Here is a 13,477-nt window from a genome sequence, read left to right on the forward strand (position 1 = left end):
AACTTCATAGGTGTAGCGGGCGGCAATAAAGCCCGCCAGGCTCAAAGGAGTGGGGGGTTCGTCAAACAGGCGTGCCAGCGTTTCGCGATAATTTCTCACCACGGGCAGGCTGGCGTTGACCATCGGAACCGGCTGGGTCGCAATCACCGGAGTGTTGCGCGCGGCACCCATTTGCAGCATGGTCTGCAAGTTGACGTCAGCGAGTGCCACGATGTAACGCTGGCGGGCCTGCTTCTCCAGACCTTGCGTAAACTGGGCAAGTTCGGGTGTGCCACCGACAAAAAGCAGCACCGCCGGGGTTCGGGGCGTCAGCTTTTGTCCAAGCATGCTCAAGTCGCCTGCGCCTTTTATTGACAGCAATCGCAGCTGCATGCCTGCCGCGATGCGTTCAACTTCAAAATGGTAGGCGTCGTGCTCGCGGTCACTGGCATAAATCGCACCCAGCTCCTTCAGGCCCATGACGGCAAGGGTTTTCAGCGCGTAGGCGATCTGCTCCTGGCGAGCGGCAAAAATAGGAAACGTCTTGTCATCAACTTCAAGACTGGAGTTTTGCAGCCAGGGGGCTGCATGCGCAATGCTAAAGCCACCTTGGCGCGACATTTCCGCGAGCTGGCTGGCGAGCTGGTCGCCGACACTGCCCGAAAGCACGACGCATGAGGCGTTTTCCTGCACAGAGTCCATGGCGGTTCGCAGGCTGGCGGCTGTACCGTCGGTTTCCATCGCCAGGTGCTGGACCTGCCGGCCGCGAATGCCGCCACGCGAGTTGATGTCCTGCCAGGCGGCGCGCGATCCGATCAGGAAGTCTTTGGAAACGTCCTGCTGCGCTTGGGAGAAATCAACAAACTGGGCCACCGCGATGCCGCGTGGCGGTGTCGCTGTCTTGCCGGGCTGCGCCCACCCTGATGATGCAACGCCCGCCGTCAGGAGGCTGGCCCCTTGCAGCCACCGACGGCGGCTGAGGATGGATTCGTGCATTGGCATGATTGGTTTGTTAGGCGGCGTTGTGCCCGCCATAAAGTTTTTTACTATGAAAATAATAGCAAACCATGACCGATTTCATTGGACACGGTGCGTAAATGATCACCAATCAGGGCTTTGCAGCCCTGTCAGGCTTTAGCGACTTGCTGGCGGCAGGAGAACGCTATCGACGATATGCACCACGCCGTTGCCGGCGCGGATATCGGGTGTTTGCACCAGCGCTTCTTCCACGGTCACGAAATCACCGGCTTTGGCGAGTGCGATGCTGGCACCGTTGACGGTCTTGCTGTTGCCGTTTTTTATGTCAGCAGCCATCAGTTTGCCGGCAATGACGTGGTAGCTCAGAACGGCTTTCAGTTTTGCCGGATCACTGGTCAGGCCCTCCATGATTTTGGCTGGGACCTTGGCAAAGGCCTCGTTGCTAGGCGCAAAAACCGTGAAAGGCCCGGATTCCTTGAGGCTGTCAGCGAGGCCCGACTTGGCGAGCAAGCTGCTGAGGGTGCTCAATTGGGGTTTGGCGGCAATGGCGTCCGCAACGGACACCGGATTTGACGGTGTGGCACAACCGGCAAGGGCGGTTAGAGCAGTGACAATAATCAGAAAGCGGCGATTGAGCATAAAAATTCTCCGTGTAAAGACAGGGCCAAGCGTAGGAGAACTCGATGACAGATTGGTGACAGAAATCTGAACATTTTGTGACAGGAATCTTTTTGGAAAGCTGGGGAGGCAATTCGCTTTATCTGTCATGTTCTTGTCACACGAGACTTGTAAAGTGATGACATCTTTCTTACCAACCACAAGGTGTTCAGATGAAATCGTTTCTCAAAGCTACCCTCACCGTGACCATGGGTGCCACCCTTATGTCGTTTTCTGCGCTGTCGGCGGCTCAGGATGTGACGGGCGCAGGCGCCAGCTTTCCAGCACCGCTTTACTCCAAGTGGGCTGCTGATTACAACAAGGCCACCGGCGTAAAGATCAACTACCAGTCGGTAGGCTCCGGTGCCGGTTTGCGTCAGATTGAAGCCAAGACGGTGGACTTCGGTGCATCAGATGCTCCCCTGAAAGACGAAGAACTGGCCAAGAAAGGCCTGATGCAGTTCCCCACAGTCGTTGGTGGCGTAGTGCCGGTTGTCAATATCAAGGGCATCGCGTCCGGCCAGCTAAAACTCAACGGTCAGATACTGGGCGACATTTACCTTGGTAAAATTACCAAGTGGACAGACCCGGCCATCAAGGCCCTGAATCCCACCCTGCCTTTGCCTGATGCGGCTATCGCGCCGGTGCGACGCGCTGATGGCTCAGGTACCAGCTTTATCTTTACCAACTACCTGAGCAAGTCCAACGTCGAGTGGAAAACCAAGGTGGGCGAGGGTACGGCGGTAAATTGGCCAGTGGGCGCCGGCGGCAAGGGTAACGAAGGCGTGGCTGCTTTTGTGAGCCGTCTGCCCAACTCGATTGGCTACGTTGAATATGCTTATGTAAAACAAAACAAGATGGCTTTTGCCCAGTTAAAGAATGCTGCTGGCAACTTTGTGTCGCCCGATGACGCAGGTTTCAAGGCTGCTGCCGCAGGAGCCGACTGGACTAAAAGCTTCTACCAAATCCTGACCGAGCAGCCCGGCAAGGATTCTTGGCCCATCACCGGTGCGACTTTCATTCTGATGCAAAAAACCCAGGACAAACCAGCACAAGCCGCTGCATCGCTCAAATTTTTTGAGTGGGCCTATAAAAATGGCGACAAGACCGCTAACGATCTGGACTATGTGCCAATGCCTGCGACCGTGAAAACCATTGTCGAAAAAGCCTGGGGCGAGATCAAGGATGCATCGGGTAAAGCCGTAGCCTACAAGTAAATCGCCAGGCAGCGGGCCTTGCACTCCAGCTTCAAATCACAGGGGTTTATTTCGTGTCCTCTACACTTTCGGCAAGCCGGGCCGCTTTTGAGTTTCCGGCAAAAGCTACCGGACGTGCCATGACCAATCCCCCCCCTGTAAAACCTGTGAAGCGAAGCCCGTTACCGGACCGGGTTTTCGGCTGGGCCGCGCTGGCAGCGGCACTGCTGACGCTGGGTCTGCTCATCGCCATCTTGCTGTCGCTGATTGTTGGGGCCTGGCCGGCCATCAGCAAATACGGCCTCGGCTTTTTGACCAACAGCGTCTGGGACCCGGTCAAGAACGAGTATGGCGGACTGGTCATGATTTATGGCACGCTCGCCACGTCTTTCATTGCGTTGCTGATCGCGGTGCCGGTAAGCTTTGGCATTGCGCTATTTCTTACCGAGCTGTCTCCGGCGTGGCTGAAACGGCCGCTCGGCACGGCCATCGAATTGCTGGCTGCGGTGCCGTCCATTGTCTATGGCATGTGGGGGCTGCTGGTGTTTGGTCCGATTCTGGCCACCTATGTTCAGCTGCCGCTGCAAAGCATGTTCGGCGATGTGCCTTACCTGGGCGCGCTGTTTTCAGGGCCGCCGGTCGGCATCGGCATTTTGTCAGCCGGCATCATTTTGGCCATCATGATCATCCCGTTCATCGCTTCAGTGATGCGTGATGTGTTTGAGGTCACGCCAGTGCTGCTTAAAGAGTCCGCTTACGGCTTGGGAGCCACGACCTGGGAAGTGGTCTACAAAGTCGTTTTGCCTTACACCAAGGCCGGTGTCATGGGCGGCATCATGCTGGGGCTGGGGCGGGCACTGGGTGAAACCATGGCGGTGACCTTTGTCATTGGTAACTTCAATCAGCTCGACTCTTTGAGCCTGTTTCAGGCTGCCAACAGCATCACCTCTGCCCTGGCCAACGAATTTGCCGAGGCGGCTGATGGCCTGCACCAGGCGTCGCTGATCTACCTGGGTCTGGTGCTGTTTTTCATCACCTTTGTGGTGCTGTCGCTGTCCAAATTATTGCTGTCGCAGCTCCAGAAAAACGAAGGAGTGAAGACATGAGCGCCGTGATGCCGGATGCACGACTGGCCAAATTCGCCCATCGCAAACGGGTCAATCGGCTTGCACTGGTGCTGTCGCTGGCGGCCATGTGCTTCGGTTTGTTCTGGTTGTTCTGGATTTTGTGGGAAACCGTCCGATTGGGCATTGGCGGCATCACGTTGGCTACCTTCACGGAAATGACCCCGGCTCCCAATGAGCCGGGCGGCATTGCCAATGCGATTTACGGCTCATTCCTGATGGTGTTGCTGGCTACCTTTGTCGGTACGCCGATCGGCATCATGGCGGGTATCTACCTTGCGGAGTACAACACAAAAGGTGTGCTGGCTTCGGTCACGCGCTTTGTCAACGACATCCTGCTGTCGGCTCCATCGATCGTGATCGGCCTGTTTGTCTATGCCGTCGTGGTGTCCCGTTTCCATTCCTTTTCTGGCTGGGCCGGCGTTATGGCGCTGGCTCTGATCGTGATTCCGGTGGTGATTCGAACCACTGAAAACATGTTGCAGCTGATTCCACCGGGACTTCGTGAGGCCGCTTATGCGCTGGGCGCGCCCAAGTGGAAGGTCATCACCAGCATCACGTTGAGGGCAGCCCGCTCCGGCGTGGTGACCGGAATATTGCTGGCCGTGGCGCGCATTGCCGGTGAAACCGCACCTCTGCTGTTCACGTCCCTGAGTAACCAGTTCTGGACTTCAAACCTGGACCAGCCGATTGCCAGCTTGCCGGTGACGATCTTTAAATTTGCCATGAGTCCGTATGAAAACTGGCAGAAACTGGCTTGGGCCGGCGTGTTCATCATCACCATGGCGGTGCTCGGCCTCAATATTCTGGCGCGCGTGCTGACGCGCAAACAACATTGAACCTGCGGTAAATTACTGCCTGGTTTTTACTGGACAAAGTGAATGATGGACATACAGACCGCAACTCGCGAAAAATCGAAAATTTCCGTAAAAAACCTGAATTTCTACTATGGGAAATTTCACGCCCTCAAGAACATCAACCTGGAAATTCCCGAACACAAAGTCACCGCTTTTATTGGCCCTTCAGGCTGCGGGAAATCGACCTTGCTGCGAATTTTCAACCGCATGTACGAGCTTTACCCCGAGCAGAGGGCAGAAGGCGAAGTGATGTTTGACGGCGCCAACCTGCTTGCATCCAAGGAAGATGTCGCGCTGATTCGTGCAAAGGTGGGCATGGTTTTCCAGAAACCGACGCCTTTTCCGATGTCAATTTATGACAATATTGCTTTTGGGGTGAAGCTGTTCGAAAGCCTCAACTCGGCGGACATGGATGAGCGGGTCGAATGGGCTTTGCGCAAGGCTGCCTTGTGGACTGAGGTCAAGGACAAGCTTAATCAAAGTGGCTCCAGCCTGTCCGGCGGTCAGCAGCAGCGTCTGTGCATTGCCAGAGGCATTGCCATCAAACCGGAAGTCCTTCTGCTTGATGAGCCCTGCTCGGCGCTTGACCCGATTTCCACGGCCAAGATCGAGGAGCTGATTGCCGAGCTGAAAAACGACTACACCGTTGTCATCGTGACGCACAACATGCAGCAGGCGGCCCGCTGCAGTGACTACACCGCCTATATGTATTTGGGTGATCTGGTGGAGTTCGGCGCCACTGAAGACCTGTTCTTCAAGCCCAGACGCAAAGAGACTGAAGATTACATCACCGGCCGTTTCGGCTGAGCCAGGCTTAAGGAAAAAACAATGGCTGATAAACATTTGTCCACGCAGTTTGACAGTGAGCTCAACGGCGTGTCTTCGCGGGTCATGGAGCTTGGCGGGCTGGTCGAATCCCAGCTTCGGCTGGCGATTTACGCGCTATCGCAGTTCAGTGCCGAGAGTGCCAATCAGGTCATCGAAACCGAGCTCCGCGTCAATGGGATGGAGCTGGACATTGACCGTGAGTTGTCCTCCATCATTGCGCGGCGCCAGCCCACGGCACGCGACTTGCGCCTGCTGATCGCCATTTCAAAAACCACCGCCAATCTAGAGCGGGCGGGCGATGAGGCGGCAAAAATCGCGCGCATGGTCAAGTCGATCATGCACAGCGGCGCGTCGCGCACGCTGCCATCTTCCGACCTGCGGGTGGCTGCCGAACTGGCATCGGGCTTGCTGCGCAAAGCACTGGACGCCTTTGCCCGGCTTGATACGGCGGCGGCAGTATCCATCCTCAAGGAAGACGACCAGATCGATGCCGAGTTTGATGGTTTTGTGCGCAAGCTCATCACCTACATGATGGAAGATCCGCGCACCATTTCGGCCAGCCTGGATTTGCTGTTTATCGCCAAGGCTATCGAGCGCGTCGGCGATCATGCGAAGAACATTGCCGAGTTCATCATCTACATCGTCAAGGGCGCCGATATCAGGCACAGCCCGATGGATCAGATTGAGTCTGCCGTCAAATAACTGCACCCATGAAAAACCTGCCGCGCGTATTGATTGTTGAAGACGAGCCCGCCATTGCCGAACTTATTGCAGTCAACCTGAGGCACGGCGGTTTCGACCCGGCTGTGGCGTATGACAGCGTGATGGCGCAGCGCGAGCTCGATGCCGTGCTGCCCGATGTCATTTTGCTCGACTGGATGCTGCCCGGGCAAAGCGGGCTAGCGCTGGCGCGCCACTGGCGCAAGCAGGCGCGCACCAAAAGCATCCCCATTTTGATGCTAACGGCACGCGGGGATGAATCCGACAAGGTGGCCGGGCTGGATGCAGGCGCCGACGACTACATCACCAAGCCTTTTTCGATTCAGGAGCTGCTGGCCCGAATCCGTGCCGTGCTGCGTCGGCGTGCGCCCGAGTCGGTGAGCGACAGCGTCACTGTCGGGGCACTGGTGCTTGATGCGGCGACTCATCGCATTTCACACCAGAATCGGGAACTTAAGCTGGGCCCGACCGAGTTCAAGCTGCTCCACTATCTGATGAAGCATGCCGAACGGGTTCACAGCCGTAGCACCTTGCTCGACAAGGTCTGGGGCGACCATGTGTTTATCGAGGAGCGTACCGTGGATGTCCACGTCAAGCGACTGCGGGAAGCCCTGGGCGCTGCGGGTGCCATGGTTGAAACGGTTCGAGGTTCTGGTTATCGGCTGACGGGGCTCAAGGTTCGCACGCCGGTTGCAGCGGCTCCTTCGGGAACATGATTCGGCGCGGGATTATTTTTGCCTCGTGCGCGGTGGTTGGTGGTGCGCTGGGGTGGTGGGCTGCGTCGAAACAGGGGCTTGGCTGGGGCTTGCTGCTGGGCGCTGCAGCGTGGCAACTGCTTGACGTCTACTACGCAAGACGGCTTCTCAAGTGGCTACGCTCCGAACAAAGCAATGAGACACCGCTGATCATGGCCGGCGCCCAACCCCGGCTGCCCGGCCTCTGGAGCGAGATTGCTGATCGAATCCGCCGTTTGCTGAAAAATCGTGAGCAGCAGTTCAGGGAAAGCCAGACCCGTCTTGACGAATTCCTGGCCGCGCTGCAAGCTTCGCCGAATGGCGTGGTGCTGCTCGATGCCCAGGGCCGCATCGAGTGGTGTAACCAGACCGCGGCACATCATTTTGGATTTGATGCGCAGCGCGACGTGATGCAGCACATTGCCAATCTGGTTCGTGAGCCTGCCTTCAATGCGTACATGGCTTCGGGCAACTTCTTGCAGGAGGTTGTGATTCCCGGCAATTTCAACACGCCTGCAAGGCCGGTGAAGTTGTCAGTGCATGTGCACGGGTATGGTAATAACAGAAAACTTCTTCTGTCTCGCGACATCACCGCCCTTGAGCAGGCAGACGCCATGCGCAGGGATTTTGTCGCCAATGTATCGCATGAAATCCGAACGCCGCTGACCGTGGTGTCCGGCTTCATTGAAACCCTGCAGACACTTCCCCTGAAGAAGCCTGAGCGAGATCGTTACCTTGCATTGATGGCGCAGCAGTCGCAACGCATGCAGACACTGGTAGACGACTTGCTGACCCTGTCACGACTGGAAGGCAGCCCCTTGCCCGGTTCCAGTGAGTGGACGGTTACCGACACATTGCTTGCCCAGTGCGAACAGGAGGCAAGGGCACTTTCCGTGCTGATTGCGCCGTCCGGCCAGCAACTGAGCTTTGACAGCGGTCCGGCTTGTGAAATAGCGGGCAGCCACGGCGAGATCTGGAGCGCCTGGTTTAATCTGGTAGCCAACGCCGTGCGTTACACGCCAGAAGCTGGCGTGATCCGCGTCAGCTGGGCGCTGTTGGCGGACGGTCGTGGAGAATTCCGCGTGAAGAACTCGGGCCCGGGCATTGCGCCCGAACACCTGCCTCGACTGACGGAGCGGTTTTACCGGGTTGACCGCAGCCGCTCACGCGAAACCGGTGGAACGGGACTGGGCCTGGCCATCGTGAAGCACGTCGCCCAGCGACACGGGGCTGAACTGCTGATTGAAAGCCATGCCGGGCAAGGCGCAAGCTTTTCCATCGTCTTCCCGGTAGCCAGGGTTCGCTTGTTTCAACCAGCTTGAATCTTGCGCGCAGGCGATTGTTCGCTTTGCCGCATTGCATACCACAACAAGCCTGCAAAACAGGCTGCTACCAGGCTGATGGCAACCGTGCTGGCGGCCCAGAAACTGCCGGCCGACCGGGTAGCTGGTTGCCCGGCAATGCCTGTGTATGCCAGTTGGTAACCACCGAACAGACCCAGGCCCCAGAGCAACACGCCATACAGCAGCAGTGGCGTAAGCGTGATGCGGTAGCAGCGCAGCAAAAACGCACACAGTGCCTGAAGCGCATCGGCCAGGTGATAGAAGGCTACCCACACGAGTAGCGACGAGGCGAGGGCAACGATTTCAGGATTGGCAGAATACCAGCTTGCGAGCACTGAACCGGCTATTGAAACAACAGCTGCCAGCGCAAGTGCTGCAAAGGCTGTGAGCTTTAACCCCAGGATAACTACCCGCCTCGCATGGTCCGGGCGACCTGCGCCCAGCCAGAAAGACACCCGGGCACTGCAAGCAACGGCCATGGACAGCGGCACCATGTAAAGTACCGCCGCCACGCTGGCTGCGATCTGGTGACTGGCAGTAGCGACGGTCCCCAACCTGGAGATAAAAAGCGCCATCAGCGTAAATGAAGTCACCTCGACCAGATAAGCCAGTCCGCCCGGGATGCCCTGCCGGGCGAAAGCGCGCAGTTCTGACCAGTCCGGCCACTCCATTGGACGCCAGACGAGAAAGGGCTGGTAGATATCCTGCGTGCGCAGCATCACCACCGACAGCATCAGCAGGATATAGTTAACGATCAACGTGGCCCAGGCACAGCCCACGGCACCCATGGCATCAACACCACCGCCGCCGCCCACCAACCAGATGGAAAGTGGAATTTTGACCATCAGGGCAAGGACCTGCAGCCAGCTTACAAGGCGCGGTTTTCCCAATGACTGGTTGAAGGTGCTGTAAACGCGAAACAGCAGCGCGGGCGCAAACGCAAACGCCAGCACACCGAGGTAGCGCTGCACTTCACCCCGCATCAGCTCGGGCACCTGAGCCCAGCGAAGCAGCGGGCCCGGGAACAGCAGGGCCACCATGCCCACTACGGTAATAAAACCGCACAAATACAGACTTTGCCTTAGCGAGCGCCCGACGGCTTCGTGTTTGCGTGCGCCCAGCATTTCGGCCCAAACAGGGAGCAAAGCCTGAATAATGCCCATCAGGCCGACATAGACACTGATGTAAAGGGCTGAGCCTACCGACAGCGCGGCCAGCGCCGAATCACTGTAACGGCCGGCAATCACCGTGTCGGCGACTCCGAAGGCCATGACGGCCAGTTGCCCCACCAGAATGGTGCCGGCGTGGTGGCTGACGATTTTGAGTTCACTCACTGACGCGGCTGGTCACTGGCTGGCGAGGCCGGACTGTCGATACTTACCCGTTTGAACACCAGCATGTTTTCGGTCTTGTCCGTTGGCTTGCGCACTGTGGCCTGAAAAGCCCAATCTGGCAAATTCACGGCCTTGCTGAGGGCGGACTGGGCGTTGACATCAACGATGAGGTAGGGGCAGCTCGTCTGCGCCTTGGCTTGGCGCAGTTCGAGCCGGCCGTGGTATTGCAGGGCCGCAACCTGGGCACTGCCCACACCGAAAATTTCGACGCAGGCGTTTTTGTCCACCAGACTTGCTACTTGGCGCGACAGTGGCGCCAGGCTGCGTGCGTAGTCCAGCAAGGGCAGCCACAGCGTCATCAGCAGCAGCCAGCAAAGCGTCGCACCACCAGCGGGCAGGACAAGTGATTTCCAGATCGCTGCACGCTGGGCGCCGGTACGCCATTTCACCAGCCAGGTCCAAGCCAGCGTGGCCGCCACGGCGGCGAGAAAAGCGAACCATGAAAAGCTGGGCTCAAAGCCCGGGGCCAGTTTGGCGACGTTGGCAGCGGGCTGTTGGGGCACACCCGTCTGCATGGCGATCCAGACGACCCAGATGATGATGGCGCAACCGGTGAAAAACAACAGGGTGAACCAGTCAATCAGCGATGCTACGCTGCGCTGCAGCGTGGGCAGTGCAAAGGCCGCCAGCGCCGCTAGTGGAGGCAGGCTTAGCAAAAGACTGCGGTCAGACGCTGTGGTCGTCAGCGCAGCGGTCACTGCCATGCCGGCAAACCAGAGCGGCAGGGCGACGTGACGGCTTGCCAGTTGCCTGCGCCAGCGCCAGAGCGTCCACAATGCCAGCGGCCAGGTGGGCCAGGTAAACCATAGCAGCAACCGTCCGAGGCTTTGCCAGTCATTCCACGCTGATTGATCGTCTGCACCGGGCAGATGAATTCGCCAGCGCCACAGGTCCAGCCCATAGGCGAGTACCGATACCCCAAGCGTGATGCCCGCGATGAGTAACACCCAATGCCATGATTGTTTCCTGCTGATGGTGTCGGTCTCGTTGTTTCCCCACCGCATATGGATCCATTCCACCAGCGTGCCGCCCGCGCCAAGCAGCAAGCTCAACGTGGGGGCGCCACTCAGGGCAAGCCCGACAAGCCCAATCAACAATCCAAGCGCGGGGCCCTGAATGTTGGTGGCATGACGATAGGGACTGGCCGCCATCGCGTAAAACGTCAGGGCTGTAAAACCAAGTTGCGCCAGCGCCGGCGTGGTTTCGTGGGAAAACTGTGCCAGACCCAGGCTGGCTATCAGTGCCAGCAAGCCGGCATCGGCCATTGCGCGGGCATAGTCAACCGGCGCCGCTTCGCCGCCAAACGCAAAGGCAACCGGCTGGGCTTGCGGGCTGCGGGCAAGATAGTAAATGGCATACCAGGTGGCGAGCAGCGTTAGCGCCAGCAGAACGATAAACGGAATGCGCACGGCAAAGGCCGGGTCCAGAAAAGGCAGTAATTTGATGGCGATAGCACCCAGCCAATAGGGGGCCAGTGCATCAAAGCCGGTAACCTGACCGAGCAGCTGCGGCTGCAGCCAGTTTGCCGCGGCAGAGGTCAACTCGCGCATCACGCCAAAGGCGGCGATGTCCTCGTTTTTCCAGGGGCCGCGGCCTAAAAACCCAGGCAATATATAGGCCGCGCAAAACAGCAGCAGTACCAGGCGTGGCAAGCGGCGGACAGCAGACTGGGCAATGATGGCAGGGGATGGCTTGTTCAAAACGGATTGATGGTCGTGCAGGGGGCTGAAGCTGAAGGACACTCCGGGGGTTAATCCAGCTGAAGATTGATTACTGTATCAACCGGTCAAAGTTAAAGCAGTAACAAATTTTGCAAAAAAAAAGCAGCCTGAATTTCAGGCTGCTTTCATTGCAGGCTGGCGAAAGAGTTTTTCGCGGCTTACGCAGCGGCGGCAGGAGCAGCTTCGGGTGCGGCTTCCTTGGCGGCAGTTTTGCCAAAGCGGTTGCGAAAGCGCTCAACCCGGCCGCCCATGTTGTCGACGGATTTTTGCGTGCCAGTGTAGAAAGGGTGAGATTCGCTGGAGGTATCGAGCTTGTACAGCGGCAACTCGCGACCATCTTCCATTTTCACCATTTCTTTGGTGTTCGCGCAGGAGCGGGTCACGAACTTGAAGTTGTTGGACATGTCCAGGAAACAAACTTCTCGGTAGTTGGGGTGAATGCCTTCTTTCATGATCTTTCCTTTTTTCATTGTTTTGGCAGCCACCCGAACCAGTTCCGGGCACTTTCCATGAAGCCTTTAATTATTACATGAAATCAAGTACTTGCAGCGTTCATCCACTTGGCAAACAGGAGGGCCGAGAGCGGCAGTGCCGGGCTGCCCCAAGCAAGGACAGTCCCTTCGGAACGCAGCGCGGCATCCGCAGTGGCAAGCGTGGAGGCAATATCCTTATCCGCCCCGACGCATCATGTCGAAAAATTCGTGGTTATTTTTGGTTGCCTTCATGTTTTTGATCATGAGTTCCATCGATTCGATTTCGTCCATGTTGTACATGAATTGGCGGAGAATTCGAGACTTCTGCAGAATTTCGGGCGCCAGCAGCAGTTCTTCCTTGCGGGTGCCGCTGCGGTTGAGGTTGATGGCCGGAAACACGCGTTTTTCGTAAAGGCGGCGGTCCAGATGGATTTCGCAGTTGCCAGTACCCTTGAATTCCTCAAAGATGACCTCGTCCATGCGGCTGCCGGTGTCAATCAACGCCGTGCCGATGATGGTCAGGCTGCCACCTTCTTCGATCTTGCGGGCGGCACCAAAAAAGCGCTTGGGGCGCTGCAGCGCGTTGGCATCGACGCCGCCGCTCAGTACTTTGCCCGATGATGGCAGCACGTTGTTGTAAGCACGCGCCAGCCGGGTAATGGAGTCCAGCAAAATGACCACATCCTTGCCGAGTTCGACCAGGCGCTTGGCGCGCTCGATGACCATTTCGGCCACATGCACGTGACGGGCGGCCGGTTCGTCAAACGTCGAGGAAATCACCTCGCCGCGCACGCTGCGCTGCATCTCGGTGACCTCTTCGGGGCGCTCGTCAACCAGCAGCACCATCATGACGATATCGGGATAGTTGGCGGTAATTGCGTGGGCGATGTTCTGCATCATCACGGTCTTGCCGGACTTCGGTGGCGCCACCAGGAGGGCGCGCTGTCCCTTGCCGATGGGGGCAATGATGTCGATGATCCGGCTGGTCAGGTTTTCCTCGGCCTTGATGTCGCGCTCAAGCTTGAGTTGTTCCCTGGGGAACAGCGGCGTCAGGTTCTCGAACATGACCTTGTGCTTGTTGTCTTCAGGCAAGCCGTCGTTGATTTTGTCGAGCTTGTTCAACGCAAAGTAGCGTTCGCCGTCTTTAGGAGTGCGCACTTCGCCTTCAATCATGTCACCGGTGTGCAGATTGAAGCGGCGGATCTGGCTGGGGCTGATGTAAATATCGTCGGTGCTGGCGGTGTAGCTGGAGTCGGGCGCGCGCAGAAAGCCGAAACCGTCTGGCAGAACTTCGAGCACGCCATCGGCCACGATGATTTCGCCTGTTTTTGAGCGCTTTTTGATGATGGCAAACATCAGCTCCTGCTTGCGCATACGGCCAACGTTTTCAATCTCAAGGGCTTCGGCCTGCTTGAGGACTTCAGACACATGCAGTGCCTTGAGTTCGTTTAAGTGCATGGAATTACTCCTTGC

At 57.6% G+C, this 13,477-nt stretch carries 13 protein-coding genes; 7 read left to right on the top strand and 6 right to left on the bottom strand.

What is annotated here, in order from left to right:
* The coding region (locus HHJ19_RS14685) for an ABC transporter substrate-binding protein (protein ID WP_296908618.1) at positions 1-981 on the bottom strand (981 nt) is incomplete at its 3' end.
* Positions 982-1,113: 132 nt separating this feature from the next.
* Positions 1,114-1,776: a fasciclin domain-containing protein gene (locus HHJ19_RS14690; RefSeq protein ID WP_366929414.1), complete on the bottom strand. Its 663-nt coding sequence runs from the start codon at positions 1,774-1,776 to the stop codon at positions 1,114-1,116.
* Between the two features lie 11 nt (positions 1,777-1,787).
* Here HHJ19_RS14690 and pstS point away from each other — a divergent pair, with 11 nt between their 5' ends.
* From pstS to phoR, 7 genes are all read left to right on the top strand, one after another.
* The gene (gene pstS / locus HHJ19_RS14695) at positions 1,788-2,831 is read left to right on the top strand and encodes a phosphate ABC transporter substrate-binding protein PstS (RefSeq protein WP_296908619.1); all 1,044 of its coding nucleotides are present in this window, start codon (positions 1,788-1,790) and stop codon (positions 2,829-2,831) included.
* Between the two features lie 119 nt (positions 2,832-2,950).
* Entirely contained in the window at positions 2,951-3,916 is a 966-nt protein-coding gene (gene pstC / locus HHJ19_RS14700) for a phosphate ABC transporter permease subunit PstC (protein ID WP_296908620.1), read from the top strand.
* Positions 3,913-4,773 (top strand): phosphate ABC transporter permease PstA, encoded by an 861-nt coding sequence (pstA, locus tag HHJ19_RS14705; RefSeq protein WP_296908621.1) that lies wholly within the window; start codon positions 3,913-3,915, stop codon positions 4,771-4,773. The genes pstC and pstA overlap by 4 nt, the downstream gene beginning before the upstream one ends.
* Positions 4,774-4,818: 45 nt before the next feature.
* Positions 4,819-5,598, top strand: a complete 780-nt coding sequence (gene pstB, locus HHJ19_RS14710; RefSeq protein ID WP_296908622.1) for a phosphate ABC transporter ATP-binding protein PstB — start codon at positions 4,819-4,821, stop codon at positions 5,596-5,598.
* Between the two features lie 21 nt (positions 5,599-5,619).
* The gene (gene phoU, locus HHJ19_RS14715) at positions 5,620-6,321 is read left to right on the top strand and encodes a phosphate signaling complex protein PhoU (RefSeq protein WP_296908623.1); all 702 of its coding nucleotides are present in this window, start codon (positions 5,620-5,622) and stop codon (positions 6,319-6,321) included.
* 8 nt (positions 6,322-6,329) lie between these two features.
* Positions 6,330-7,055 carry a phosphate regulon transcriptional regulator PhoB gene (gene phoB, locus HHJ19_RS14720; RefSeq protein WP_296908624.1) on the top strand — a complete coding sequence of 242 codons (726 nt, stop codon included), beginning with the start codon at positions 6,330-6,332 and terminating at the stop codon, positions 7,053-7,055.
* On the top strand, positions 7,052-8,395 hold the full coding sequence (gene phoR, locus HHJ19_RS14725) for a phosphate regulon sensor histidine kinase PhoR (RefSeq protein WP_296908625.1): 1,344 nt from the start codon (positions 7,052-7,054) through the stop codon (positions 8,393-8,395). The genes phoB and phoR overlap by 4 nt, the downstream gene beginning before the upstream one ends.
* Here phoR and HHJ19_RS14730 read toward each other — a convergent pair.
* From HHJ19_RS14730 to rho, 4 genes are all read right to left on the bottom strand, one after another.
* Positions 8,383-9,750, bottom strand: coding sequence for an MATE family efflux transporter (locus tag HHJ19_RS14730; protein WP_296908626.1), 1,368 nt, complete (start codon positions 9,748-9,750; stop codon positions 8,383-8,385). The genes phoR and HHJ19_RS14730 overlap by 13 nt on opposite strands.
* Positions 9,747-11,510 carry a hypothetical protein gene (locus tag HHJ19_RS14735; protein ID WP_296908627.1) on the bottom strand — a complete coding sequence of 588 codons (1,764 nt, stop codon included), beginning with the start codon at positions 11,508-11,510 and terminating at the stop codon, positions 9,747-9,749. Before HHJ19_RS14735 ends, HHJ19_RS14730 begins: the two co-directional genes overlap by 4 nt.
* A 179-nt stretch (positions 11,511-11,689) precedes the next feature.
* Positions 11,690-11,983, bottom strand: a complete 294-nt coding sequence (locus HHJ19_RS14740; protein ID WP_296908628.1) for a type B 50S ribosomal protein L31 — start codon at positions 11,981-11,983, stop codon at positions 11,690-11,692.
* A 216-nt stretch (positions 11,984-12,199) separates the two neighbouring features.
* The gene (gene rho / locus HHJ19_RS14745; protein ID WP_296908630.1) at positions 12,200-13,462 is read right to left on the bottom strand and encodes a transcription termination factor Rho; all 1,263 of its coding nucleotides are present in this window, start codon (positions 13,460-13,462) and stop codon (positions 12,200-12,202) included.
* Positions 13,463-13,477: the final 15 nt, after the last annotated feature.

This window comes from Polaromonas sp. (assembly GCF_012927415.1).
Classification (GTDB): domain Bacteria; phylum Pseudomonadota; class Gammaproteobacteria; order Burkholderiales; family Burkholderiaceae_C; genus Polaromonas.